Below are 25238 nucleotides of genomic sequence, written 5' to 3'. Positions count from 1 at the left end.
GCACAGGAGAACCGCAGGTGAGCCAGGGTCAACCCCCACCCCCTTCGCCGGCGCCTTCCTCGGCTCCTTCCTTGCGCCGGCGGCGCCACCTGCCGCGCGTCGCGGGATGGTGCTGCGGCCTCCTCCTGGCGATCCCCCTGCTGGGCGGGCTTGCCATCGGCGCGCTCGTGGCGCGGCTGGCGCACGGCCCCATCGAGTGGGGGCTCATCGCCCGGCAGATCGAGCGCGCCACGAACCGGCCGGACAGCGCCATGCGAATCGGCATCGAGCACGCCGCCGTCGCCTGGGAGGGCTGGCGCGGCAGGGGCGCGCCGCTGGACATCCGCCTGACCGGCGTCACCCTGCGCGACACGGCGGGGCGGGCCCTGGTCACCCTGCCTGAGGCGGCCATCACCTTCTCCCTGGCCTCGCTGCTCCAGGGCACGCTGGCGCCTGCCACCATCGAGCTGCGCCGGCCCAACCTGATCCTGCTGCGCGACGAGGAGGGCGGCCTCTCGCTGGACTTCGGCAGCGCCGGCGCACCGTCACCCGACGCGGCGGCGGGCGAGCCGGTGGAGCACATCCTGGCCGACCTGATGGAGCCGGCCCAGGACCGCGCGATGCATACCTCGCTGCGGCGCATCCGCATCCTGGGCGGCACGGTCACGGTGCGCGACCGCCTTCTCGGCCGGGACTGGTTCCTGAACGACACGCAGATCGAGCTGCAGCGGCTGGCCGAGGGCGGCCTCGAGGCCGATGGCGAGGCGGTGATGCGCATGGGCGAGGTCGACCTGCCCGTGCATCTGCGCGGCCGGGCCCAGAATCAGGGAGAAGGGCGGGATCCCCTCCGCTTCTCCGTCCGGCTCGACCTGCCGGTGCTGCGTCCCTCGGAGATCGCGACCGTCATCCCGCCGCTCGCGCCCCTCGCCATCCTCGACGCGCCCGTCGCCATCCAGGCGCGGGCGGAGTTCGACCAGTCGGGGCGGCCGCTGCGCGGCGGGCTCGACATCCAGGCGTCGGAGGGCGGCAGCCTGAAGCTGGACGGCGAGACAGCGCTGCCCTTCGCGCGGCTCTCGGCCAGCCTCGACGGCAACCGGCGGCAGATCTCGCTGGACCAGGCGCGGCTGGAACTGCCAGGGCCCGGACGCAGCACGCTGGAGGTCTCCGGCCGTGTCGCGCTCGCCGATGGGGGATGGTCCGGCGAGCTCCGTGCCGGCGTCGCGCGGCTCGACCTCGCCGAGCTGCCGGACCTCTGGCCGGAGGGACTGGCGCCAGCGACCCGCGCCGCCCTGCTGCGCGCCGCGCCGCGCGGGGCCGTGCGCGACGCCATGCTGCGGCTGGAGGTCGCCGCCGATGCCGACCTCACCCGATGGCGCCTGCCGGGCGCGCGGATCGAGGCGGTGCTGGCCGACGCGCTGCTCGTCGCGCCGGACGGTCCTCCGGACGGGCCGCGGCTCGCCGTGGAGGCCGTCGAGCTGGTGGCCGAGGTGCGGCCGGACTGGCTGCGCGTGGAGAACCTCTCGCTGCGGCTGCCCACGCCGCCGGGCCCCGGCGCCGTCGCCAGCACGGTCAAGGCGCAGGGCGAGGCCGCGCTGCGGGACGGGCGCTGGCGCGGCACGATGGGCCTGGAGCTGGACCGCGCCCGCTTCGCCGATCTGCCGGCGCTCTGGCCTCAGGGCCTCGGTGCCGGGGCGCGCGAGTGGGTGACCGAGAACATCACCGCGGGCGAGGCCGGCGGCGGGCGCTGGCAGGCCACCGCCGAGGCGGCCGAGGACTATTCCGGCTTCCGGCTCACCGCCCTGACGGGGCGGATCGAGGTGCAGGGCGCCACGGTGCATTGGCTGCGCCCGATCCCGCCCGTGCGCAACGCGACGGGATTTGCGACCTTCGGCCTCGACGCGATCGACGTGCAGGTCACCTCCGCCCGGCAGGAGAACGCGGCCGGCCAGCCGGGGCCGCTGGAGATTCGCGATTCCACGCTGCGCTTCGTTTTCCCGGCCGATGGGCCGGAGCGCACCGAGATGTCCTTCGGCATGGCCGGGCCGCTCGCGGAGATCGTGAACGTGGTGCGCCATCCGCGGCTGCATCTCTTCGACCGGACACCCTTTCCCGCGACGGTCGCGGCCGGCGCCTTCGAGGGGCGGCTCAATATCGGCTTTCCGCTGATCGCGACGCTGAGCATGGAGCAGGTGCGGCTTCGGGCCGAGGCGAAGGCGACCAATGCCCGCCTCACGCGCCTGCTCTTCGACCGCGACCTCGAGGCGGCCAATCTCGACTTCGTGACGGACACCGAGCAGCTGCGCCTCAGCGGGACCGCGAGCATGGTGGGCATTCCGCTCCGCCTCGGGGTCGAGATGGACTTCCGCCCCGGACCCGCCAGCCAGGTCGTCAGCCGCGAGAGCGTGACGGCGCGCGGCGACGCCGAGCGGCTGGCCATGCTGGGCTTCGACACAGGCGCCCTGCTGCGCGGCCCCGTCGCGATGGAGGTCCGCACCGAGCGGCGGCGCAACGGGCAGGGCGTGGTCAACCTGCAGGCCGACCTGCGCGATGCGGTGCTGGCCTTCGCGCCCCTGGGCTGGACGAAGCGCGCGGGCAGTCCCGGTTCGGCCGAGGCCGTGTTCCGCATGCAGGGCGAGCGGCTCACCGGCATCGACAACATCCGGATCGAGGCGCTGGAACTCGCGCTGCGCGCCCGTGCGACGGCCCGCGCGGGGCGCATCGAAAGGGTCGAGATCCAGGAGACGAGCTTCGGCGCGAGCCGGCTCACGGGCGATGCGCGCGCCCCCCCGGCCTCGGGCCAGCCCTGGAACGTGACGCTGCGCGGGCCGGTGCTGGACTTGCGCTCGCTCTTCGGCACGGAGGGGCAGGTCTCGGGCGGCGCCGCGCGGGACCGCAACGCGCCTCCCGAGGCGCCGGCCGGGGACCAGGCGCCCCTGGCGCTGGACCTGCGCTTCGACCAGGTGATGCTGGGGCCGGAGCGTGACCTCTTCGCCATGCAGGCGCGCGGCCGGATTGATTCCGCCGGCGTGCTGCGCGAGGCGAGCCTGCGCGGGCGGACCTCGCGCAGCACGGGCGGCTTCGAGCTGCTCATGACGCCGCGCGGGCAGGCGCGCCAGCTGCGCGGCTCGGCGGAGGATGGCGGCGGCATGCTGCGCGCCTTCGGCATCGTCGAGACCATCCAGGGCGGGCGGCTCACCCTGAACGCCCAATACGACCAGCCCGGCCCCGGGGCGCCGCTCACGGGCACGGCGGAGCTCGACAACTTCACCGTCCGCAACGCGCCCACCCTGGGCAAGATCCTGCAGGCGATGACGCTGTTCGGCGTCGTGGAGGCGATGCAGCGCGGGCTGGTGTTCAGCCGCGCGGTGGTGCCCTTCACCCTCACGCCCGAGGTGCTGCGGATCAACGATGCGCGCGCCTTCTCGGCCTCGCTCGGCCTGACGGCGCGCGGGCGGATCCTGCGCGAGCGGACCATCCTCGACATCGAGGGCACCATCGTGCCGGCCTATCTCTTCAACACGCTGCTCGGCAACCTGCCACTGGTGGGCCGGCTGTTCAGCCCTGAGCAGGGCGGGGGCGTCTTCGCGGCCACCTTCCGGGCGCAGGGGCCGCCGGAGAGCGCGGAGGTGACGGTGAACCCGCTCGCCGCGCTGACGCCCGGATTCCTGCGCGGGTTGTTCGGGCTGGCCGAGGGGAGCCGGCCGGCCCGCTAGGCCGTGAGGTGATCTAGGCGCCGCGCCGCAGGCCGCCTAAACCTGTCGCCGGGTTTCGGAGACGGGAATGTTCGGCCAATCCATCAGGCGCCTTGAGGATGAGCGTTTCCTCACCGGCCAGGGGCGCTACGTGGATGACCGCGAGATGGCGCCAGGCACGCTGCAGGCCGTCTTCCTGCGCAGCCCGCACGCGCATGCGCGCCTGCTGTCCATCGACACGGGGGCGGCGCGGGCCGCGCCCGGCGTGCACCTCGTCCTGACCGGCGAGGACCTCGCGGCGGCGGGGATCGGCCCTATCCCCTGCCATTCGGTGATCGCCTCGGAGAAGCCGCTGATCATCCCGCCGCGGCCCGGCCTCGCCACCGATGCCGTGCGGTTCGTGGGCCAGCCGGTGGCCTGCATCCTCGCCGAGACGCTGGACCAGGGCCTGGATGCTGCTGAACTCATCGAGGTGGACTACGCGCCGCTGGACGCCGTGAGCTGCCCGCATGCGGCGCTGCGGCCGGAGGCGCCGCAACTGCACGCGGAGGCGCCGGGCAACCTGGCCTTCCGCTGGCAGAAGGGGGACGCCGGGGCGGTGAAGGCCGCCTTCGCTTCTGCCGCCACGGTGGTGCGCGGGACCATCCCCAATCCCCGCGTGACCTGCGCGCCGATCGAGACGCGCGCCGCGCTGGCGCTGGTGGAGGACGGGCAGCTCACCCTCCACTGCAACGGCCAAAACCTCCACGCGATCCGCAAGCAGATCTGCGAGGCCATGGACCTCGCGCCCGAAACTTTGCGGTTGGTGGCGCCCGATGTCGGCGGCGGCTTCGGCGTGAAGAACGTCTCCTTTCCCGAGCATCTCTCGCTGCTGCACGCGGCGCGCGTGCTGGGCCGGCCGATCCGCTGGATGGCTGCCATGACCGAGGATTTCTCCGCCGCCGCGCATGGCCGCGGCCTGCATGCCGAGGCGGCGCTGGCGCTGGATGCGGAGGGCCGGTTCCTGGCACTGAATGTGGAGGCCGTGGCGGAGCTCGGCGCCTATCTCTCCGGCAGCGGGCCGGCCTGCCCGACCAATGCCGCCTCCACCGCCATGGGCGGCTGCTACGCCATCCCGGCGATCCACTATGCGGTCCGCGGGGCCTTCAGCAACACCGCGCCCATGGAGGCCTATCGCGGGGCCGGCAAGCCGGAAGCCAACTTCATCATCGAGACGCTGATCGAGATGGCGGCGAAGCAGACCGGCCTGGACGCCCAGGCGCTTCGCGCGAAGAACCTGATCGCGACGCTGCCCTATTGCACGGCGCTCGGCATGGAGATCCGCGACGGCGATTTTTCCGCGCGCCTTGACGAATGCGCCCGCCTCGCCGATCGCGCCGGCTTCGCCGCCCGCCGGGCCGGGAGCGCCGCACGCGGCAAGCGCCGCGGCTTCGGCCTCACCTGCTTCCTCGAGACCGCGCGCGGCGCGCCCGGCGAATGGTCGCGCCTGCGCGTCGATGCCGAGGGCATGGTCGAGCTCGCGGTGGGCACGCAGTCCAACGGGCAGGGGCACGAGACCAGCTTCCCGCAATACATCGCGCATCTCCTCGACATCCCGATGGACCGGATCCGCTACGTCCAGGCCGACACCGGCCGCATCCCGCGCGGCAACGGCCATGGCGGCGCGCGCAGCCTGCACATGGGCGGCGAGGCCATGCGGCTCGCCGCCGGCGCGCTGCTCGCCCAGGCCCGCAGCGTCGCGGCCCGGCTGCTACAGGCGACGCCCGAGGGGCTGCATTATGCCGAGGGCCGTTTCGGCCTCGCCGACGGGCGCGGGCTGACCCTGGCCCAGATCGCCGCCGAGGAAGGCGGGCTGGAGGGTGAGGCCGCCCATGCCCTCGACCTCGTCACCTTCCCCAACGGCGCCCATGCCGCCGAGGTGGAGCTCGATCCCGAGACGGGCGAGGTCGGGCTGGTCTCCTACATCGCGGTGGACGATTACGGCCGGCTGCTCAACCCCATGCTGGCGCGCAGCCAGGTGCAGGGCGGGGTGGTGCAGGGGATCGGCCAGGCGCTGATGGAGCGCATCGCCTATGACCCGGAGAGCGCGCAGCTGCTCTCCGCGGGCTTCATGGACTACGCGATGCCGCGCGCCTCCGACCTGCCGGACATCGACATCCACCTGCGCGAGGACACGCCGACGGAAGCCAATGGGCTCGGCGTGAAGGGGACGGGGCAGGCCGGCTGCATCGCGGCGCCGCAGGCCATCATCGCAGCGCTGCGGGATGCCCTCGGCGCGGATGTCACCATGCCGGCCACGCCGGAGAAGATCTGGCGCGCGCTGCGGTAGCCGGCGGGCTTTGCCGCGGCCTCCTCTTCGACGATGCCTGATGGCGGAAGGGGGCCTTTCGCCTTCACGCCAGCGCGAATTCGAGGCCGAACGTCGCGTCGAACCCCGTCCCCTCCACGTCAAATTCCCACAGGGTGCCGCTGCGGCGCATGATCTTGGAATGTCTGGGGTCGTTGAAATCTTCCCCGGTGTGCAGGACGAGCTCCCTCAGGGTTCCCGGATCCGTGACGTCGTCAAAAGTGGCGCGGGCGTAGTACTGCTTGCGAAAGACGACATTGTCGGAAAATCCGATGCCGAAGAGGTCACGCTCGCCGAGATAGAAATCGAGCCGCATGACCACGTCATCCGGCGGTGCCGCGCGGGCCTGGGCGGCCGCCGCGTCGTCCCGCGGTCCAACCGCCCGGGGCGTCGCGACGGCTCCCGTATCGAGCCAACCTTCCCAGATCAACCGCTTGCCGGCGTCGCCATCCGCCCAGTTGAACGCCACTCCATCATGGCTCGTGTCGCTCAGGTCGGGCTTGCTGAAGGGCCCGTAGCAGTTCTCGGCCTCGGCGCTTTGGTGGAACAGCTCGAAGTCCACCCGGCGCGGCTTGATGCTGACTCCGAAGAAGAACTCGCTTTTTCCGAACCAGTCCTGGCCACGCTTCACCATGGCCTTCACCAGGTTCAATCTGACCTTGATGTTTCCGAAGAAAAAGCGGGTGGATATTTCGAACGACTCCCGCGAGGTCACCAGCGAATCAGGCCCGCCGTGACATTTATGGACAAAGCAGCGGGGTGCTCCGGGAAGCTGCGCATAGGCCTGCTTCACGAGGCCATCGCTGCGATTGTAGTTGGCTCCGAATTCGCCGGTGACCGAAAATGCGCGGTTTAACCAGCTCGCCACCACAGGACCATAGGTGCGGTAATTCGTGCCGACGACCGTCAGTATCCGGTCCGCCGGAAAGTGCTCGGAGAATTTGGGGAAGCCGACCGGGTTCTCCGGACGTTTCTGCAAATCCGGGTTGAATTGCTCCAACTCCGCGGCCGCGCCAACCCCGGTCCCGGTCCAGTTCTTCAGGAGTTGGAACGAGATACCTTGATGTGGCGTGCCGAGTGTGACGATCTTGTTGATATGATCCGCGGCCCTGCCCTTTTCGTAGCTCCTCTGGATGGCTTCGCGGACAATGAGCCCGCCCATCGAATGGGCCAGAATATTGACCCGCGGAATGGCCTGATGCTTATGCTCGGCAAGCTTGCGGATGAATTTTATGAGGCGGACAAGGGCCTCGCCGTAACGCTTGAAATCTTCCCTGTCGTCCAGATCGTAATACCGGAATACCCACAGCGTCCTGCGCACGTCGGTCGTGGACCTGACCAGGCTCAAGGCGGTTCCTGGGTCGATGACCACTTTGTGCCCGGAAAAGAGGTCCATGTCGAAGCCGCTTAGTTCGGCAGGAATGCTGCTTCTCTCCCGAATGATGGGTTCATTGTAGTAGCCGACGATATTCGTGGCGTCGTTATAGATCCACCTGGATTTCATGAAGCGGAGGATGAGGCCCTCGTATATATAGTTCTCCCCGCGCTTTTGGGGGTACACGGTACCGTCGTTGAACCCCTGATAGGCGATCCTTTTCTCATCCTCGACCCCGAGGCCGCCAAAGCCTCGGATGAGGATGATGGGTTGTTCGGCTCGGGTCGCCCCACCTTCGTCGGTGCTGCTCAAGCTATCCTCCCCTTCATGGAGATTTGCTTGAATCGATGATCGTCAAAGCGCCGACGTAGCGCAATAAATTTTGCCGAGGTTCCAAGGTCAGCGAGGAACGTCTCGCGGCGCCCAGGGAGATCACGTCCCGCGCCTGCCGGCTTCAGCGCGAGGGCGGCGCGGTCCGGCCGGGGCCCAGTTCGCGGACCATTAGCACCGTGTCGAGCCATTGCTCGTGCTTCCAGCCGGTGCCAGGGATCACGCCCACATGCCGGAAGCCGGCCGCTGCGTGCAGCGCGATGGACGGCGCATTCGCGCTGTCGCCGATCACCGCCACCATGAGCCGGAAGTCGAGCGCCGTGCATCGCTCGATCAGGGCCTCCAGCAGGGCCTTGCCGGCACCGCGCCGTACGCCGCCGGGGCGGATATAGACGCTGTTCTCCACCGTGAAGCGATAGGCCGGCCGGGGCCGATAGGCGGCCGCATAGGAATAGCCGAGGATCTCGCCCTCATGCTCGGCGACGAGGTGCGGATAACCGCCCTCTCGCACGGCGATCCGGCGGCGGGCCATCTCCTCCTCGCCGGGAGCTGAGAGCTCGAAGCTGGCGCGGCCGTGCGTCACCCAATGGGCGTAGATGGTGGTGAGGGCGGGAACGTCGGACTCGACGCTGTCTCGGATTTGCATGGGGCGCCGATAGCGGGGAATCGGCCGCTCGGACATCCGGATGATCGGCAGGATTGTGCATTCTTTTGCATGAAAAATCGTGCTTTGACCGTCGGTTAAGGATTGCTACCTATGCGAGCAAGGGCGCAAAGGATTTCGCGTGGATTGGCTCAGGAAGCTGCGGCGGCGGGAAAATCCCCTGCCGGATGCGCGGCAGCTCGCACCCCGTTATGGGGTGCAGGGCTTCGCCGAAAGCGCAGCGCCTTTTCACGCGCCGTCCCGGCCCGCGCGGCTGCCGGCGGTCCTCGACGAGGCGGACGCGGCGGCGGGGCCCGGGCCGGAGCATCGGCCCTTCGCCTCCCTCGGCCCCGAGGGCCATCGGTCCCGCATGCGGGAGAAGCTGCTCGAGCGCGGCCCGGACGCGCTCGCCGACTACGAGCTGCTGGAGATGCTGCTCTTCTTCGGCTTCCGGAAGGGCGACACCAAGCCTCTCGCCAAGCGGCTCATCAACGAGCATGGCAGCTTCGCCCGGGTGTTGGCCGCGCCCTCGGCGAAGCTGCTGGAAAGCGCCGGGCTGGGCCCGCACTCCGTCTCGGCGCTGAAGCTGGTCCAGGCCGCGGCGCTCCGCATGATGCAGGCGGAGGTGGCCGAGCAGCCGGTGCTGAACAACTGGGACCGGCTGATCGACTATCTCAACGCGGTGCTGGCGCGGGAGAAGGTGGAGCAGTTCCGCGTGCTGTTCCTCGATCCGAAGAACCGGCTGATTGCGGACGAGGCCCAGGCGCGCGGCACGGTGAACCACACCCCGGTCTACCCGCGCGAGGTCGTCAAGCGCGCGCTGGAACTGCATGCGACAGCGCTGATCCTGGTGCACAACCACCCCTCGGGCGATCCGACGCCCAGCCGCGCCGATCTGGAGATGACGCGGCAGATCCAGGATGCGGCGGCAGTGCTGGAGATCGTGGTGCACGACCACCTGATCCTCGGCAACGGGCGCTACACCAGCTTCCGCCGCGAAGGTCTGCTGTAGCCTACTCGATGGCGATGCCGGCGCTGCCCGCCAGCTGCGCCCATTTCACCAGTTCGGCCGCGACGAAGGCGCGGAACTCCGAGGCTGGCTGCGGCATGGGATCCGACCCCGCGGCGACGATCCGTGCCGCGAGCGCCGGATCGCCGATCAGGCCGGTGCACAGCGCCGACACCCGCGCGACGATCTGCCACGGGACGGCAGCCGGCGCGAAGACTCCCATCCAGCCGGTGGATTCATAGCCCGGCACGCTTTCGGCCACGGTCGGGACGTGTGGCAGTTGGCTGGCCCGCTGCGCCCCGCAGACCGCAAGCGGAATCGCCTTGCCGTCCTGGATCGTGCGCAGGACTGCGGTCAGGCTGTCCACCATGACCGGAAGCCGGCCCGCGATGAGATCGGCCTGGGCCAGTCCGCCGCCGCGATAGGGAACGTGGTTGAGCCGGATGCCCGCCTGCCTCACGAGCAGCGCGCCCGAGAGATGCTGCGTCGAGCCGAGGTCGCCGCCGGCATAGTCCAGCATTTCGCCCGAGGAGCGGGCTCGGTCCAGCAGGTCCTCGAAGCTCCGTAGGCCGGAACTCACGGAGGCCAGGAAGATCAGCGGGAAATCGGCGCAGCGGGCGACGGGCACGAGGTCCCGAAGCGGATCGTAGCTGAGGCGCCGGTTGACCGCGGGCAGGATGGCGATGGGGCCGCTGCTGCCGAGGAGCAGCACATGGCCGTCGGCCGGCGCGCGGATGGCGGCCTCGACCCCGATCGCGCCGCCGGCGCCGGGCCGGTTCTCCACGACCACGGGCACGGGCCATTGCTCGGCGAGGCGCTGGGCGAGCAGCCTCGCGATCACGTCGGGGACGCTGCCAGCGGGGACGGGCACGAGGAGACGGATCGGGCGACTGGGGAAGCTCTGGGCCCAGGACGGCCTGCTGAGCGCGACCGGCGCGCTCAGCAGGCCGGCGATGAAGCTCCGTCTCGACAAAGGTCACTCCCAGCGTTCGCGATCCCGGACTGCATCACACTTTCCACGAAGTGCATACCATGCGGGCGCGCAAGTCCCGCAGCTTCCGGCGTGGAATAGGCAAGGCGGCATAATTCCGGCAGTATGGGGAGGGATAGATAATTTATACGAAAGGATTAGTGAAATGCCGGACGGTTCCGTGAAGCACGATGCCCGCAACTGGCGCGAGAACGGCATCCGGCGAGTGCTCGACGGCGAGCGCAGCGCCGAGACGCCCGAGACGATGGGCATGGGCCGTCTGGTCGCGATCAGCGGCAGCCGGACGGGTTCGTCACGCCTCTGGGCGGGAACGAACCTCATCAAGCCCGGCGCGAAGACCGGCCCACACCACCATGGCGAGCTGGAGAGCATCATCTACATCGTGCGCGGCCACGCGCTCATGCGCTGGGGCGAGCGGCTGGAATATATCACCAAGGCGGGCCCCGGCGACTGGTTCCTGGTGCCGCCCTATGTGCCGCACCAGGAGCTCAACGCCTCCGAGACCGAGGAACTGCATTGCGTGCTCGTGCGCAGCGGCACCGAGGAGGTGGTCGTGAACATCAAGGTGGACCCCGTCGCCGAGCCCGAGTGGATCTGAGGTGAGAACTGGCCGGCTCGCCTTCCGGCGGGCCGGCCGCTACGCGCTTGCCAGTGCGATGACGCCCGCCGCGATGAGCGCGATGGCCAGGATCTTCTGCGTCCCCAGCGCCTCGCCGAAGAACCACCAGCCGATCGCCGCGATCACCACGTAGCTCGCAGCGGTGCAGGGCAGGGCCACGCTCATCGGGATCTTCCGCAGCGCCACGATGTAGAGCATCGCGCCCGAGCCGTAGAAGCAGAGCCCCAGCAGCGTCTGCCAGCGCAGCACCTGCTCCACGAAGCCCGCGCCGTTCAGCGATTCCGCGCCCGCCTTCAGCAGCACCTGCCCGATCAGCGAGGAGCAGATGGCCGCCGAGAGTGCGATCCAGTGGATCATCATTCGTGCGTGGCCGGCTCGCGCGGGCGGACGACGTCGCGCACCACGCCTTGGGGCTTGCCGTTGGCCGAGAGGAAGGCGCGGCCGACATACTCGCCCATCACGCCGAGGATGAGGAACTGCACGCCCGCGATGAGCAGCATCAGCGTCATGCTGGAGGCCCAGCCGGAGGGTGTCTCGCGGAAGAAGGCCTCGACGACGACGAAGACGGCCAGGATGAAGCCCAGCGCGCCCATCCCGGCGCCGGCGAAGATCGCCAGCCGCAGCGGCAGCACGGAGAAGTTGGTCGCGAGGTTCAGCCAGAGCCGGATCAGCCGCCGCATGGTGTAGTTCGACTGGCCCTCCTCGCGCGCGTAATGCGCGACCTCGATGGAGGCGATACGCTGCGTCACCTGCATGACGAGGCCGTCGATATAGGGGTAGGGGCCGGAGTATTTCGTGACCTCCCTCACCACCATCGCGCTCATGCAGCGGAAGGAGGAGAGGTAGAGGCCCTTGGGCTTGTCCATGAGCTGGTCGGCCACCCAGTTGGCGAAGCGGCTGCCCAGGTTGCGCCAGCCTTCGTGCTCCTTCTTGGCGTAGCGCGTGTAGACCACGTCCCAGCCGCCGAGGCGGGCGTGGTCGTAGAGGCGCACCACCTCCTCGGGCGGATTCTGCAGGTCGTCGTCCATGTTGATGACATAGGCGCCGCGGGCATGGCGCAGCCCGGTCATGACGGCGTTGTGCTCGCCGAAGTTGCGGGCGTGCTCGATATAGGTGAGCGGGACCGTCGCCGTCTCGGCCAGGCGGCGGCAGACGTCGCCGCTCTCGTCCGGGCTGCCGTCGTTCACCAGGATGATCTCGAGGCCGCCGGCGGGCCGCAGCTTCGAGAGCGCCTCGACGAGACGGCCGACCGTGGCGGCGCCGCGATAGACGGGCACGACGATGGACAAGCCAATGAAAGAGGGGCCGACGGGATCGTCTTCGGGGTTCATGGGCGGCTTTCGGAACGGATGGCGGTGGTGACGAGCGAGCCGCCAGCAGGGAAGCGTAGCCCGGCGCGCAGCAGCGCGGCTTCGAGCCGGCAGATCGCGAGCAGGCTCGCATCGAGCCAGGCGGGGTAGGGCGTCACGTCCGACGCCGCCTCGTCGTGCTTCGCCAGGATCTTGCGCTGCAGGATCATGAGAGGGAGCAGCAGGCTGTTCCAGTGGCGGGCATCGGCGGCGGCGAAGCCCGCGGATTCCAGCAGGCGACGGGTGCCCGCGCGCTCGAACCTGCGGGCATTGTGGACCCGCAGGTCATGCGCCGATCTAAGCCAGTCATGGCCGGGCAGGTTCAGCACCAGCAGCCCCCCCGGGCGCAGCACGCGGCGGAATTCGGCCAGGGCCTGCGACGGATCGACCCCGGCATGGCAGATCACGTCGAGGCTCGTGACGGCATCGAAGCAGGCCTCGGGAAACGGCAGGGCGTTCGCCGTGCCGCAGGCGATATGGGCGCCCGCCTTCCTCGCGGCGCGGGCGGCCGCGCCTTCCGCGTATTCCACCCCGTAGAGCTCGGCCCGCGGCCTCGCCTCGCGGAGGCGGGCGAGAAAGCCGCCCGTCCCGCAGCCGGCATCGAGCACGCGGGCGCCCTCCGGAAGAGCGTGGAGGGCGCGCAGGGCGTGGCCGTGCATGGCGCGGTACCACCACATCCGGTCCTCGACCGCGTCCATCAGGGCGTATTCGGCAGCGTCCACGGGCTCTTCTCGACTTCCGAAGCGGCGGCCGCAAGTCATCCTTGCGTCGGAAGAGGGGCAGATCGCCCGCAAAGCGCCGCAATGGCCTTGCATCTGGGGCCGGCGCGGCGAAAGTGCGGGCGCGGAAGCGATAGCCGGAGCATGAGCCTGCCAGATCAACACCCGGCCCCGGCGCTGGGCCCCTCGCCGGTGGTGTCCGGGAGCGCCTGGCCGTTCTGGGCGATCGCCGCCCTGCCCGGGGTAGCGTTCCTGGCGATCGTGCTCTCGCCGCCCCTCAATCATGACGTGGCGGCCGTCCTCGATTTTTCGATGCGTTGGCGAAACGGCGAGGCGCTGTATCGCGACCTCATCGACATGAACCCACCGCTGGTCTTCCTGCTCACGCGCGGGGCCATGGCCTTCTGGACGGCGCTCGGCGTCGGGCCTGTCGACGGCGTGCTGCTTTCGGTTCTGGCGGTCTGCGCGCTCGGCGCCGGGCTGGCGCTGCGACTGCTGCGGGGGCTGCCGCAAGGGCCGGTCGCGATGGCCGGCCTGGCGGTCGGGATCCCGCTGATCCTGCTCGCCGCCGGCTATGACTTCGGCCAGCGCGAGCACCTCATGCTGGCCGCGACGCTGCCCTATCTCGTGCTGGCGGCGCGCCGGGCGGAGGGCCTGCGGACGCCGCTGCCGCTGGCACTGGGCGTCGCGCTGCTCGCGGCCGTCTTCCTCGCGCTGAAGCCGCACTTCCTGGCCATCCCCGCGCTGGTCGAGCTCTACGTGCTGTGCCGCGCCGGCCGGCGCGGCTTCCGCGATCCGGTGCCCTGGGCCATGGCGGCGATCTGGGCCGCCTATCTGGCGCTGATCCACCTCGCCTTCCCGGACTACGAGGGCTTTGCCTTGCCGCTCGCGCTCGAGAACTATCACAGCACCGCGACTCTGGGCGCCGTGCTGCTGAACGAGCGCATGGCGCCGGCGCTGCTGGTCTTCCTGCCGGCCGCGGGGCTGGCCCTGCTCCGTCCGAGGGGCCTCGCGCCGGTGCTGGCCCTGGCGGGCCTCGGCGCCTTGGCCGCCGCCCTCCTGCAGATGCGCGGCTGGTCCTACCATGTGATGCCGGTCAAGCTGCTCGGCGCCCTGCTGGCCGTGCTTCTGGCCGGGCGCTGGCTCGATGCTAACCTGCCCTCGCCGGCCGGCATTTCGCCCCGCTTCGCGGCGCTCGCGGCCGGCTTCCTGGCGCTGCTGGGCCTGCTCAATGCGGAGACCTGGCGCGCCGTCTCCTTCCGGAATTCCTGGCCCGGCGCCATCGCCGCCGAGATCCGGCAGGATGCGCCGGGCGGCCGCGTCCTGGTGCTCTCGCCCGATATCCACCCGGTCTTCCCCGCGCTCAATTACGCGAAGGCGCTCTCCACGCTGCCGACGCTGAACAATTGGCTGGTCCAGGCCGCCAACCAGGACTGCCTGCCGGACGGCGCCCGCTACCGCGACCCGGCCGGGATGGGCCCCGGCGAGCGGCTGATCTGGGATTCGGTGACCCAGGGCATGGCCCGCAGCCCGCCCCAGGCGCTGATGGTCGCGCGCCACACCGCCATCCCCTATTGCGGCCGCGACTTCGACTACCTGGAATATTACGGCCGCGACCCCGGCTTCGCGACCGCCCTCCGCCGCTACCGCCAGACGGCCGATTTCGCCGGCTATCGCATCTTCCGACGCGAGGACCCATGACCAGCCACCAGGACTATATCGGCCGGACCGAGACCCGGGAGGACCGCCTCGACCCCCGCCTCGTCGAGGGGCTGGCCGCCACGCTCGATCACGACCTGCCGAAGGACGAGATTCCGCCGCTCTGGCACTGGATGCTCTTCCAGGATTGGCGCCGGCCCGAGGGCATCGGCCCCGACGGCCATCCCAGGCGCGGCGGCTTCCTGCCGCCCGTGCACGACCTGCCGCGCCGCATGTGGGCGGGCGGGCGGCTGCAGTTCACCTCCAATGGCCTGCGCGCGGACGACGTGGTGCGGCGGCGCTCGACCATCAAATCCGTCTCGGAGAAGTCGGGCGGATCGGGCCGGCTGGTCTTCGTGACGGTGCAGCACGAGATCGGCGGTCCCGCCGGCCCGGTGCTCCACGAGGAGCAGGACATCGTCTATCGCGGCGCTGAGGGCGCGGCGGTCCGTACCGGCGAGCCCGCGCCGGACTTCGCGGCCGATTCGCGGATCGAGCTGATGCCCGATTCCCTGATGCTGTTCCGCTATTCGGCGCTGACGGGCAACGGCCATCGCATCCATTACGATCAGCCCTATGCCATGGGCGAGGAGGGCTATCCGGGCCTCGTCGTGCATGGCCCCCTCCAGGCGACCTTCCTGGCCCAGGCCATCCTCGATGCCGCGCCCGGGCTGCGGCTGGTCCGCTTCGCCTTCCGCGGCCGCCGCCCGGCCTTCGCCGGCAATCCCCTGACCGTGCTGGTCCGCGTCGAGGGCGACCAGGCCGTGGCCGAGACCCGCGACGGCTCGGGCGCCACCTGCATGCAGGCCGAGGCCGTTCTTGGCTGACGCCCCTCCCGGCCGGTCGACGAGCGGGGAGGCCGCGGTCCGCGGCCTCTCGGTGGCGCTGGCGGGCTTCGTCATCATCACCCTGGCCGATGTCGCGGTGAAATACGCCCTGCCGACGGTGGGCGTGGTGGGCGCGCTGCTCTGGCGCGGCTTCGCGGGCGCGGGGGCGGTCGCGCTGCTGTCGCGCGGGCGGGATCTCCGGCCGCGCAACATGCGCCTGATCCTGCTGCGCTCGGCGCTGCACTGCGCGAGCGCGATCGTCTGGTATCTCGTCTGGCTCCGGGGCTATCGCCTCGCGGATTCCTATGCCGTCGCCGCCGCCGCGCCGCTGCTGATGACGCTGCTTGCCATCCCCATGCTGGGCGAGAAGGTGGGCTGGCGGCGCTGGACCTCCTGCTTCGTCGGCTTCTGCGGCGTGCTGATCATGCTGCAGCCGGGCGGCGACCTCTGGCGCTGGGAAACCATCCCCCTGCTCGGCGCGGTCGCGGCCATGGCGGTCAGCCGGATCTGGACGCGCGTGCTCGCCGCGACGGACACGCCCACCACCATCGCCTTCTGGCTCATGCTGATGCATATCCCCTTCGGGCTCGCGGCGCTGCCCTTCCCGGCGCTCTGGCCGACGACCGGGGATGGGCCGGACCTTTTTCCCTCCGTCACGATGGTCATGCTGCTCTGCTTCTTCGGCGCCTCGAATGCCCTGGCGCATCTGCTCTTCTCGCGCGGCTATGCGCTGGCCAGCGTGGCCACGCTGGCACCGCTGGAATACACGCCGCTGCTCTGGGGCCTGCTGCTCGGCTTCATGATCTTCGGCGAGGTTCCGGCCTGGACCACCCTGGCCGGCGCCGCCGTCGTGGTCGCGGCCGGCATCTACAACGTCCATCGCGAGCGCGTGCGCCGGACCGAGGAAAGAGCGATGCGTGCCGCTGCGACATGACGCGCGGCGCGGCGCGCTGCTCATGCTCGCCGCGACCGCGCTCTTCACCGTGATGGGCGCGCTGATCAAGCTCGTCGGCGATCGCATTCCCTTCGTCGAGATCATCTTCTTCCGCAGCCTGCTGGCGATGCCGGTCGTGCTCGCCATCGTCCTGCGCATGGGCCATCCGCAGCTCGCGACGAAGCGGCTGCCGGCCCATATGCTCCGCGCCCTGACGGGCACGACGGCGATGGCCTGCTCCTTCTTCTCGCTGACCCTGCTGCCCTTCGCCGAGCAGACGGCGCTGACCTACACCACGCCCATCTTCGCGACGCTCCTGGCCATTCCCTTCCTGGGCGAGAAGGTGGGCGTCCATCGTTTCGCCGCAGTCGGCCTCGGCTTCCTGGGGGTGCTGGTGATCGCGCTGGGGCAGGGGGCCTTCGGCGGGGAACTCGATCCCTGGGTCGCCATCGGCATGGCGGTCGCGACCATCCACGGCCTCTTCTCGGCGGCGAGCACGCTGCTGGTGCGCACCCTCTCGGCCACCGAGCGCTCCACGACGATCGTCATCTGGCAGTCGCTGCTGACCACGGGCCTGGCCGCGCTGGCCCTGCCCTTCGTCTGGGTGACGCCGGACTGGGAGGTCTTCCTGATCCTGATCGGCATCGGCGCCTTCGGCGGCCTGGCGCAGGTCATGCTGACCGAGGCCTATGCGAGCGCGCAGGTCTCCTCCCTCGGCGCCTATTCCTACACCGGCATCCTCTGGGCCGTGGTGCTGGGCTGGATCGTCTTCGGCGAGCAACCCGGGCCCTTCACCTTCCTGGGCGCGGGGTTGATCGTCGCGGCCGCCCTCTACATCCTGCGACGCGAGATGATCCGCGCTGTCCAGAAGAAGTCAGGAGTCCGTCCTTGAACATTCCCTTCCGGCGCGAGGACGCGCTGATGCCCGGCGAGGTCGAGACCATCGCCCCGGGCGTCCGCCGCATCATCTGCAACAATCCCAGCGCCTTCACCTATCGCGGCACCAACACCTATCTGATCGGCACGGGCAGCAGCGTCGCCGTGCTCGACCCCGGCCCGATCGACGAGGCGCATCTCGCCGCGATCCTCTCGGCGACCAGCGGCGAAACCATCACGCAGATCGTCGTCTCCCACACCCATCGTGACCATTCGCCGGGCGTGGCGCCGCTGAAGACGATCACCGGCGCGACCACCTACGGCCACGGCCCGCACGTGACGCCGGGCGAGAGCGGGGACCACAGCTTCATCCCCGAGATCCGCCTGACCGACGGCGAGACCGCCGAGATCGGCGGCCGATCCGTCACGGCGCTCTTCACGCCCGGCCATTGCGGCAACCACCTCTGCTTCGCGCTAGACGGCACGGGCATCCTGTTCAGCGCCGACCATGTGATGGCCTGGTCCACCAGCGTCGTCAGCCCGCCCGACGGCAATATGCGCAGCTTCATGCAGAGCATCGCCAGGCTGCGCGCCCGCGAGGGGATCGACGAGCTCTATCTTCCTGGCCACGGCCCGAGCCTGCCCGACCCCATGCCCTTCCTCGACGGGCTGTCAGCGCATCGGCAGAAGCGCGAGACGCGCATCGTGGCCGCCCTGCGCGAGCATGGGCCGGCGACGGTCGAGGCGCTGGTCGGCCCGGTCTATGGCCCGCTCGACCCGCGCCTCATCGCGGCGGCGGGGCGCAGCATGCTGTCGCAGCTGATCATGCTGGAAGAGGACGGCGCGGCGGTGCGCGAGGGCGAGGCCTGGCGGTTGACCTGACCTGAATCCTTATGAAGATGGGAGTCCTCCAGGCCCGAAAGCTCCCGCATGACATCGTTCCGTAACGCCGGCCGCCTCGGTCTCGCCGGCGCTTCGTTTCTTGCTGCCATCGCCTTCGCCGGTCCCAGCCACGCGGCGCCCATCGCCCCGGCGGGCGATGCGGCCTACGCGCCTCCAGCGCAAAGCCGCGCGGGCCGCCACGGCAGCGTGATCTGGTCGCGCCCCCTGGAAGGGACGATGGCGCTGGCCAGCGCGTCGCGGAACCGGCTCGTGGTCTATCGCTCCCTCGGCGGCGCGGGTGGAACGGTCGCGGTTTCGGGGACCGTCTCCATTCCCCAAGGGCGGCCTCCCGCGGGCGGCTGGCCGGTGATCAACTGGACCCATGGCACGACCGGCCTCGGGGCGATCTGCGCGCCCTCGCGCGACGGCGCGAACGGTCCGGAACACTCCTATATCGAGAAGATCGCGACGCTCCTCGATGGCTTCGTGCGTGCGGGCTATGCCGTCGTCGCGAGCGACTACGAGGGGCTCGGCGTGGCGGGCACGCATCCCTTCCTGCAGGGCGTGCCGAATGCGCGGAACGCGCTCGACATGCTGCGCGCCGCGCGGGCCATCGAGCCCTCGATCGGCACGCGCTTCGCCGTGATGGGCCATTCCCAGGGCGGCCATACCGACCTCTTCGCCGCAGCGCTGGCGCGGGGTTACGCGCCGGAATTCCAGCTCCTGGGCAACCTCGCCTTCGCGCCGGGCTCGCATATCGTGAGCCGGTTGAACGCGGTGCGTGCCTCGCCCCAGGTCGAGCTTGCGCTGCCCTATGTGCTCTACGTTCTGCAATCCTATGCGCAGAACCACCCGAGCATCGATTTGGCGAAGATCCTGACGCCCCAGGCGATCGCGCATCTGCCGGAGCTTCAGCTCGGCTGCATGACGCGGACGCTGACCGACAGCTATTTCGCGACCGCCATCGCGAAGGAGCAGTTCCTGCCGGATCCCGACCTTTCGGCCTTCCTGGTGGTCGCGGCGCAGAACGAGCCGAGCGACCTTCGCATTCCCGTTCCGACCGTGGTGATGCAGGGTACGGCCGACGTGACCGTGCTGCCCGCCGATACGGACGACATGGTGCGCCGCCTCTGCGCGAGCGGGAATTTTCTTGAGTACCGCCGCTATCCGGGTGCCGACCACAACGGCTCGATGGCGGCTGGTGCGGCCGACGCTCTGGCCTGGATGAATGCGCGTTTCCGCGCCGAGCCCGTCAGCGCGAATTGCCCCGCCGCACCCTAAGGCGGTTCAGGGACTCCGGCGCTCGGGCAGCCGGCTGTCGCGGCCCTGGATGCGGATGAACTGGCGGTGGGCGCGATCCGTCGCCGGCGTCCCCAGCCAGGCCTCGAACTCGGCGAGGATCATCGCGGTGATCTTGGCCACCGGCTGCTCGTGCAGCTCCGTCAGCGCGAAGAAGCGGATTTCCTCCAGCTCGCCGGAGCCGCGGATCTCGCCCTTGGCATGGTGCGCCTCGGCGATCAGGAAGCGGGCGTGGAAGCGCATCGGCCGGTCGGCGGGCGTGATCGCGCGCGTCAGATAGCTCAACGGCGCGAAATCCGGGCGGAGCCGGTCGCCCGCCATCTCGCCGAGAACGAGGCCGGCCTCCTCGTGCAGCTCGCGCAGGGCGCAGTGGGCGAGGGCCGTCGCGCGGGCCGGCGTGGCGCTGATCTCCAGCATGCGCCGCGTGTCGGCCGGCAGGGGGCTGAGCGGCTGGGCGCGGTGGTCGTCCGGGTCCACGCGGCCGCCCGGAAAGACGAGCACGCCCGGCATGAAGCGCAGGTTGTGGTGACGGCGTCCCATCAGGATCTCGATGCCGCGCGGCCCATGCTTCCATAGGATCAGGCTGGCCGCGTCCTTCGGCCGCACCGGCTTGCTGGGTTTGCGCCCCCCCTGATCGGCCCCCCCGGGATTGTCGTCCTGTCTCGGCGGGGTCTGGGGTCCGCCACGGACCCCAGCGGGGCGCGGGGCGGAGCCCCGCATCGGCTTGTCAGTCAAGCGCGAAGCCGCGCGACCTGAGCCAGGCCCGGAACCCGGCCCGTTCCGGCACGGAGAGCTGCCGCGCCACATTCTCGGTCCAGCTGCAGCCTTCCGGTGCCGGTCCATGCACCTCCGGGTAGCGCGGCTTGGCCTTATCCCGCCGCGCGTCGTAACCGGCGAGGGCTTCCGCCTCGCCTTCCGTCGAGTAGCGCTCGCGGTGGATGACGACGGAGGGCGGCAGCCGCGCGCTCGGCTCGTTGCGCGAGGAGGGCCAGCCCAGCGTCAGCCCGGCGATGGGGAAGACGCCCCTGGGCAGCGAGAGCAGCGGCCCGACCTTCTCCAGGTGGTTCCGAACATAGCTGATGGGACAGGTGCCGAGGCCGGCCGCGTCGGCGGCGGCGATGGTCATGCCCATGGCCAGGGCGGAATCCACCGTGGCGTTCAGGAGGGTGTCGAGGTTGTCGTTCGCATGCTCTCGGCCGGCGCGGACGGTGATGTCGCGGTTGCGCCGGATGTCGGCGCAGAAGATCAGCAGGACCGGTGCGTCCTTGATCCAGGGCATGGTGCCGATCCAGTCGGCGATGAGGGCGATGCGCGCCTTGTCCTCGAGCACCACGATGGAGAGCTGCTGCATGTCGCTCTTGCTCGGCGCGGATTGCGCGGCGGCGAGGACCGTGGCGAGCAGCGGCGTGGGGATGGCGTCGGGCTTGTAGCGGCGCGTCACACGGCGATCGAGGATCGCGGCGAGCGCCGGCGGGATCTCGGCCGGCGGCTCGAAGGGGAGGTGGCCGAAGCGGGCCTCGATCAGCGGGCGGGGATCGGTCATGCACGCACCACCCAGGCATCGGCGACGGTGACGCCGCTCTCGTGGATCATCAGGGGATTGATCTCGGCCTCGGCGATGCCGGACATGGTCGCGAGCTTCGAGACCGCGACGATGGCCGCGACCAGCGCCTCGACATCGCCGCGTGGCAGTCCGCGCCAGCCCTCGATGACGCGGAGCGCCCGGACTTCCGCGATCATCTCGCGGGCGCCGGCTTCGTCGATCGGGGCGAGGCGCAGCGCGACGTCGCGGTGCAACTCGGCCAGCACGCCGCCCGCGCCGAGCAGCACGACGGGGCCGACCGAAGGGTCGCGGCGGAAGCCGAGGATGACCTCGGACAGGCCACGCGACATGGGCTGCACCAGGAAGCCCGTCAGTCGCGCCTCGGGGGCGGCGACCGTCACGCGCGCTTCCATCTTCGCCGCGGCCTCCGCCAACGCCGCGGCATCGGGGATGTTCAGCGCGACGCCGCCGGCCTCGGTCTTGTGGGCGATGTCCGGCGAGAGGATCTTCAGCGCGACGGGGTAGGTCATCTCCTGCGGGACGTCCGCGACGTCACCCATCCGCGCATAGGGCGTGGCGAGGCCCAGCGCGGCGAAGAGGTCGCGTGCATCGCCTTCGTCCGGCGCCTCGGCCAGCTCGAAGAAGGGCGGCATGGAGATGTCCGGCGGGGCGGGCACGCGCCAGTCGAGCCAGGCGCGCATGGCGTCGGCCAGGCTCTCGGGCGTGCGGAAGGCGGGAATGCCCGCCTCGGCCAGCAGGCGCAGCGAGGCCTCGGCCTGGGGCACCAGGAAGGCGGCGACGAGCTTGTCCGCGCCCACCGCGTCGCGTCCGCGCAGGATGCCGGCCACCGCATCGGCGGGGCGGAACTGCGCGGAGGAGCCGATCACCGGGATGACCGCATCCGTGTCCTGCGCGGCGGCCAGCGCCGTGATGGCGGCCTCGATGCGCTCGGGCTTCGTGCCGGCCAGCGTCATGTCGAGCAGGCGGCCATGCGCCGTCATGCCGAGGTCGTGGAGCTTGGCCGAGGCCGCGGCGTCCGGCACGCGTGCCTCGATGCCGGCGATGCCGAGCGCGTCCACCGCCATGGCGCCGCCGCCGCCCGTGGTGGTGAGGACGGAGACGGCGCGATGCGGCTTGCCCAGCGGCTTGCGGCCGAGCACCAGCGCGGGAAGCTCGAGAAAGCTCTCCAGCATGGTCGCCCGCAGGATGCCGTTGGCGCGGAAGAAGGCGTCCGCGGCGGCATCGCTGCCGGCCAGCGCGCCGGTATGGCTCGTCGCGAGCTCCGCGCCGAAGCTGGAGCGGCCGAGCTTGTAGGCGATGATCGGCTTGCCGGCGGCATGGGCGAGGCGCGCGGCCTCGGCGTAATGCTCGGGCGCGCGGATCGCCTCCAGGAAGAGCATCACCGCGTCGACGCCGGGGTCCTGCACCAGCATGGCGGCGATCTCGCCGGCCGTGAGGTCGGCCTCGTTGCCCGTCGCGATCATGTGGCTGAAGCCCAGCCCGCGCGCGGCCCCGCGTCCCATGATGGCGCCCAGCATGGAGCCCGACTGGCTCACCAGCGCGAGGCGGCCGGATGGCAGGCTCTCGGCCTCCAGCGCCGCGTTCACGCTCGCCGCGATCTTCCGGGGGATGTTGATGATGCCCATGGAATTGGGCCCGAGCAGCCGCAGCCCGGCCGCCTTCGCCGCGGCGAGGCAGCGATCCTGCAGGGCCTGGCCATCCGGGCCGGCCTCGGCGAAGCCGTCGGCCAGGATGCAGGCGACCTGCGCGCCCTTGGCCGCGACGGCGGCGATCTGCGATTCCACCTGCTCCGTGCCGAGCAGGATATAGGCGAAGTCGATCGCGTCGGGGATGTCCTCGACGCGGGCATAGGCGCGCTCGCCCAGCACCTCCGGCGCGCGCGGATTCACCGGATAGAGCGCGCCGGTGTAGCCGTGGCGGCGCAGGTAGATCTGTGCCCGCGCGGTGAGGCGCGCCGGATCACCCGACGCGCCGATCAGCGCGATGCTGGAAGGCGCAAGGAGGGCCTTCATTTGGGTGGGCGCTGGGAAAAGCTCTGCCCGAAGACGCCCTCGGCGATGCGGTTCTTCATCACCTCGAGGCTGCCGCCCGCGATCATCCAGCCGCGCGTGCGGCGGACGCAGTATTCGATCAGCAGGTCCTTCGAATAACCCATCCCGCCCATGACCTGCATGGCCTCGTTAGACGCCATCCAGCCCGCCTGGTTGCAGGCATACTTCGCAAGCGCCACCTCCTGCCCGTCCGGCAGTCCACGGCCCGCATTCACGGCCGCGCGATAGAGCAGCAGCCGCGCGCTATCCAGCGCGACCCGCATCTCGGCGAACTTCCATTGCAGCCCCTGGAACTCCATGAGCTTGCGGCCGAACTGGGTGCGCGTCATCGCGTGGTCGCGCGCCGCGGAGAAGCAGTACTCGCCGAGCGAGAGCGCGCGCGTCGTATTGCCCACGCGCTCTACGTTGAAGCCGCCGATCTGCTTCTTGAAACCGCCCGGGCCGAGCAGCACCATCTCGGGCGGGATATAGACATTGTCGAAGTAGAGGGCGCACCACTCCTCGTCATTCATGTAGAGGCCGGGCTCGCCGAGCCGGAACCCCTCCATACCGCGCTCCACCAGCACCGAGCCGATGCCGCCGACGCCCGGTCCGAAGCGGCAATAGATGACGAAGACATTCGCCTCGGCCGAATTGGTGGTGAAGATCTTCTGGCCGTTGAGCCGCCAGCCCTCGCCGTCGGGCGTGCAATTCGTCCGCAGGTCGGTCAGCGCGGAGCCCGCCTCGGGCTCCGTCATCCCGACCGCGGCCACCGCCTCGCCGGCCAGGAGCGGCTTGAAGAACCGCTCTTTCTGATAGGGCGAGGCGTATTCCGCGAAGGTGCGGAAGGCACCGAAATTCCCGGCCTGAAGGACATCCGCGCTGCGTGGGCAGACCTGGGCGATCTGCTCCATGGCCAGCACCGCGTCGAACACCGTGCCGCCGGCGCCGCCATCCTCCTCGGGGATCATGATCCCGAAGAGGCCCTGCTCGGCCATCAGCTTCGCGACATCCCAGGGAAAGCCCACGGTATGCGCGCGGGTGACGGCATCCTTCGCCAGATGGCGCTCGGCGAAGCCGCGCACCACCTGCTGGAAGGCGGACTGCTCCTCATTCAGCCGGAAATCCATGCTCAGATCGGATCCCAGCTGAACACGTCGCCCGAGCGCTCCATGGGCACGAAGCCGGAGCGGAAGGCGGGCAAGGCGATCTCGGCGATCTTCTCGGGCGTCCAGCCGCCGTCGCTGTGCACCGAGCGGATCGGCCGGTTCTGGCTGAACAGGAAGAGCTCGTGCATGCGCGGTGCGAAGATCTGGCCGGTGACCTCCTTCGCGGCGTCGGAGGCGAGGAACACCGCCAGCGGGGCGTTCTTCTCCGGGCCCATCTGCATGATGCGCTCGACGCGCGCCTTCTGCTCCGGCGTCTCGGCCGGGATGGAACTCGTCATGCGCGACCAGGCGAAGGGCGCCAGGCAGTTGGAGCGCACGTTGTAGCGCTTCATGTCGAGCGCGATGGACTTGGACAGCGCCACGATGCCGAGCTTGGCGGCCGAGTAGTTCGCCTGCCCGAAATTGCCGATGAGGCCCGAGGTGCTGGTGATGTGGACGAGGCTGCCGCTTTCCTGCTTGCGGAAATGCTCGGCGGCGGCCCGGCTCATGAAGAAGCTGCCGTTCAGGTGCACGTTGATGACCGACAGCCACTCTTCCGGCGTCATGCGATGGAAGATCTGGTCGCGCAGGATGCCCGCATTGTTGACGACGATGTCGATGCGGCCGAAGGCGTCGATCGCGGTCTGGACGATGGCCTTGGCCTTGTCCCACTCCGCCACGCTCTCGGTGCTGATGACGGCCTGGCCGCCCTTCTGCTCGATGATGGCCTTGGTCTGCTCGGCCGGGGTGGCGGAGAAGCCCTCGCCGCCCAGCGAGGCGCCGATGTCGTTGATGACCACCTTGGCGCCGGACTCGGCCATGGCGATGGCGATCTCGCGTCCAATTCCGCCACCAGCCCCGGTGACGACGGCGACTTTGTCCTTGAGCATCATAGCGGCGATTCCTCCTACCGAATGGTCGGTCGGA

Annotated in this window: 21 protein-coding genes; 10 read left to right on the top strand and 11 right to left on the bottom strand. The window is 70.2% G+C overall.

What is annotated here, in order from left to right; all coding sequences use genetic code 11:
- Positions 1-71: 71 nt before the first annotated feature.
- Entirely contained in the window at positions 72-3692 is a 3621-nt protein-coding gene (locus EJV46_RS06945; protein WP_131547818.1) for a DUF3971 domain-containing protein, read from the top strand.
- A 67-nt stretch (positions 3693-3759) separates the two neighbouring features.
- The gene (locus tag EJV46_RS06940; RefSeq protein ID WP_131547817.1) at positions 3760-6000 is read left to right on the top strand and encodes a xanthine dehydrogenase family protein molybdopterin-binding subunit; all 2241 of its coding nucleotides are present in this window, start codon (positions 3760-3762) and stop codon (positions 5998-6000) included.
- Between the two features lie 64 nt (positions 6001-6064).
- On the opposite strand, the gene EJV46_RS06935 is transcribed toward EJV46_RS06940, so the two are convergent.
- Together EJV46_RS06935 and EJV46_RS06930 are read right to left on the bottom strand one after the other, a co-directional pair.
- Positions 6065-7705, bottom strand: coding sequence for a hypothetical protein (locus tag EJV46_RS06935; RefSeq protein ID WP_131547816.1), 1641 nt, complete (start codon positions 7703-7705; stop codon positions 6065-6067).
- 142 nt (positions 7706-7847) lie between these two features.
- Positions 7848-8369, bottom strand: coding sequence for a GNAT family N-acetyltransferase (locus tag EJV46_RS06930; RefSeq protein WP_131547815.1), 522 nt, complete (start codon positions 8367-8369; stop codon positions 7848-7850).
- A gap of 271 nt (positions 8370-8640) precedes the next feature.
- Here EJV46_RS06930 and radC point away from each other — a divergent pair, with 271 nt between their 5' ends.
- Complete coding sequence (gene radC / locus EJV46_RS06925) at positions 8641-9378, top strand: RadC family protein (RefSeq protein ID WP_370323072.1); 738 nt, start codon at positions 8641-8643, stop codon at positions 9376-9378.
- 1 nt (position 9379) lies between these two features.
- Here radC and EJV46_RS06920 read toward each other — a convergent pair whose 3' ends face one another.
- Positions 9380-10348, bottom strand: a complete 969-nt coding sequence (locus EJV46_RS06920; RefSeq protein WP_131547814.1) for a tripartite tricarboxylate transporter substrate binding protein — start codon at positions 10346-10348, stop codon at positions 9380-9382.
- Positions 10349-10511: 163 nt separating this feature from the next.
- On the opposite strand from EJV46_RS06920, the gene EJV46_RS06915 reads away from it, so the two are divergent.
- On the top strand, positions 10512-10964 hold the full coding sequence (locus EJV46_RS06915) for a cupin domain-containing protein (protein WP_131547813.1): 453 nt from the start codon (positions 10512-10514) through the stop codon (positions 10962-10964).
- A gap of 39 nt (positions 10965-11003) precedes the next feature.
- On the opposite strand, the gene EJV46_RS06910 is transcribed toward EJV46_RS06915, so the two are convergent.
- The 3 genes from EJV46_RS06910 to EJV46_RS06900 are packed head-to-tail and all read right to left on the bottom strand — an operon-like array spanning position 11004 to position 13056.
- Complete coding sequence (locus EJV46_RS06910; RefSeq protein ID WP_240782429.1) at positions 11004-11342, bottom strand: multidrug efflux SMR transporter; 339 nt, start codon at positions 11340-11342, stop codon at positions 11004-11006.
- Positions 11342-12316 (bottom strand): glycosyltransferase family 2 protein, encoded by a 975-nt coding sequence (locus tag EJV46_RS06905; RefSeq protein WP_131547811.1) that lies wholly within the window; start codon positions 12314-12316, stop codon positions 11342-11344. The genes EJV46_RS06910 and EJV46_RS06905 overlap by 1 nt, the downstream gene beginning before the upstream one ends.
- On the bottom strand, positions 12313-13056 hold the full coding sequence (locus tag EJV46_RS06900) for a class I SAM-dependent methyltransferase (RefSeq protein WP_131547810.1): 744 nt from the start codon (positions 13054-13056) through the stop codon (positions 12313-12315). The genes EJV46_RS06905 and EJV46_RS06900 overlap by 4 nt, the downstream gene beginning before the upstream one ends.
- A 141-nt stretch (positions 13057-13197) precedes the next feature.
- On the opposite strand from EJV46_RS06900, the gene EJV46_RS06895 reads away from it, so the two are divergent.
- The 6 genes from EJV46_RS06895 to EJV46_RS06870 are packed head-to-tail and all read left to right on the top strand — an operon-like array spanning position 13198 to position 19551.
- Positions 13198-14754 (top strand): hypothetical protein, encoded by a 1557-nt coding sequence (locus tag EJV46_RS06895; RefSeq protein ID WP_131547809.1) that lies wholly within the window; start codon positions 13198-13200, stop codon positions 14752-14754.
- Positions 14751-15578, top strand: coding sequence for a MaoC family dehydratase N-terminal domain-containing protein (locus EJV46_RS06890; RefSeq protein ID WP_131547808.1), 828 nt, complete (start codon positions 14751-14753; stop codon positions 15576-15578). Before EJV46_RS06895 ends, EJV46_RS06890 begins: the two co-directional genes overlap by 4 nt.
- Entirely contained in the window at positions 15571-16512 is a 942-nt protein-coding gene (locus EJV46_RS06885; protein ID WP_131547807.1) for a DMT family transporter, read from the top strand. Before EJV46_RS06890 ends, EJV46_RS06885 begins: the two co-directional genes overlap by 8 nt.
- Positions 16496-17404 carry a DMT family transporter gene (locus EJV46_RS06880; RefSeq protein ID WP_131547806.1) on the top strand — a complete coding sequence of 303 codons (909 nt, stop codon included), beginning with the start codon at positions 16496-16498 and terminating at the stop codon, positions 17402-17404. The genes EJV46_RS06885 and EJV46_RS06880 overlap by 17 nt, the downstream gene beginning before the upstream one ends.
- Positions 17401-18270, top strand: coding sequence for an MBL fold metallo-hydrolase (locus tag EJV46_RS06875; protein WP_131547805.1), 870 nt, complete (start codon positions 17401-17403; stop codon positions 18268-18270). Before EJV46_RS06880 ends, EJV46_RS06875 begins: the two co-directional genes overlap by 4 nt.
- Positions 18271-18318: 48 nt before the next feature.
- The gene (locus EJV46_RS06870) at positions 18319-19551 is read left to right on the top strand and encodes a lipase family protein (RefSeq protein ID WP_131547804.1); all 1233 of its coding nucleotides are present in this window, start codon (positions 18319-18321) and stop codon (positions 19549-19551) included.
- Between the two features lie 6 nt (positions 19552-19557).
- On the opposite strand, the gene EJV46_RS06865 is transcribed toward EJV46_RS06870, so the two are convergent.
- The 5 genes from EJV46_RS06865 to EJV46_RS06845 form a co-directional block, all read right to left on the bottom strand.
- Complete coding sequence (locus EJV46_RS06865) at positions 19558-20175, bottom strand: NUDIX domain-containing protein (RefSeq protein ID WP_165585376.1); 618 nt, start codon at positions 20173-20175, stop codon at positions 19558-19560.
- Between the two features lie 121 nt (positions 20176-20296).
- Positions 20297-21112, bottom strand: coding sequence for a nitroreductase family protein (locus tag EJV46_RS06860; RefSeq protein WP_131547802.1), 816 nt, complete (start codon positions 21110-21112; stop codon positions 20297-20299).
- Entirely contained in the window at positions 21109-23145 is a 2037-nt protein-coding gene (locus tag EJV46_RS06855; RefSeq protein WP_131547801.1) for an acetate--CoA ligase family protein, read from the bottom strand. Before EJV46_RS06855 ends, EJV46_RS06860 begins: the two co-directional genes overlap by 4 nt.
- Positions 23142-24293: an acyl-CoA dehydrogenase family protein gene (locus EJV46_RS06850; protein WP_131547800.1), complete on the bottom strand. Its 1152-nt coding sequence runs from the start codon at positions 24291-24293 to the stop codon at positions 23142-23144. The genes EJV46_RS06855 and EJV46_RS06850 overlap by 4 nt, the downstream gene beginning before the upstream one ends.
- A gap of 2 nt (positions 24294-24295) precedes the next feature.
- Positions 24296-25201, bottom strand: a complete 906-nt coding sequence (locus EJV46_RS06845; RefSeq protein WP_370323065.1) for an SDR family NAD(P)-dependent oxidoreductase — start codon at positions 25199-25201, stop codon at positions 24296-24298.
- Positions 25202-25238: the final 37 nt, after the last annotated feature.

It is taken from the genome of Roseococcus sp. SYP-B2431, assembly GCF_004336745.1.
GTDB lineage: Bacteria > Pseudomonadota > Alphaproteobacteria > Acetobacterales > Acetobacteraceae > Roseococcus.
This window is presented reverse-complemented; position numbering and strand designations above follow the sequence as displayed.

Coding starts and splice junctions, on each gene's coding strand:
- EJV46_RS06855 (WP_131547801.1), bottom strand. CDS start 23,145: ATGAAGGCCCTCCTTGCGCCTTCCAGCATCGCGCTGATCGGCGCGTCG.
- EJV46_RS06915 (WP_131547813.1), top strand. CDS start 10,512: ATGCCGGACGGTTCCGTGAAGCACGATGCCCGCAACTGGCGCGAGAAC.
- EJV46_RS06850 (WP_131547800.1), bottom strand. CDS start 24,293: ATGGATTTCCGGCTGAATGAGGAGCAGTCCGCCTTCCAGCAGGTGGTG.
- EJV46_RS06905 (WP_131547811.1), bottom strand. CDS start 12,316: ATGAACCCCGAAGACGATCCCGTCGGCCCCTCTTTCATTGGCTTGTCC.
- EJV46_RS06895 (WP_131547809.1), top strand. CDS start 13,198: ATGAGCCTGCCAGATCAACACCCGGCCCCGGCGCTGGGCCCCTCGCCG.
- EJV46_RS06845 (WP_370323065.1), bottom strand. CDS start 25,201: ATGCTCAAGGACAAAGTCGCCGTCGTCACCGGGGCTGGTGGCGGAATT.
- EJV46_RS06930 (WP_131547815.1), bottom strand. CDS start 8,369: ATGCAAATCCGAGACAGCGTCGAGTCCGACGTTCCCGCCCTCACCACC.
- EJV46_RS06910 (WP_240782429.1), bottom strand. CDS start 11,342: ATGATCCACTGGATCGCACTCTCGGCGGCCATCTGCTCCTCGCTGATC.
- EJV46_RS06890 (WP_131547808.1), top strand. CDS start 14,751: ATGACCAGCCACCAGGACTATATCGGCCGGACCGAGACCCGGGAGGAC.
- EJV46_RS06870 (WP_131547804.1), top strand. CDS start 18,319: ATGACATCGTTCCGTAACGCCGGCCGCCTCGGTCTCGCCGGCGCTTCG.
- EJV46_RS06940 (WP_131547817.1), top strand. CDS start 3,760: ATGTTCGGCCAATCCATCAGGCGCCTTGAGGATGAGCGTTTCCTCACC.
- EJV46_RS06860 (WP_131547802.1), bottom strand. CDS start 21,112: ATGACCGATCCCCGCCCGCTGATCGAGGCCCGCTTCGGCCACCTCCCC.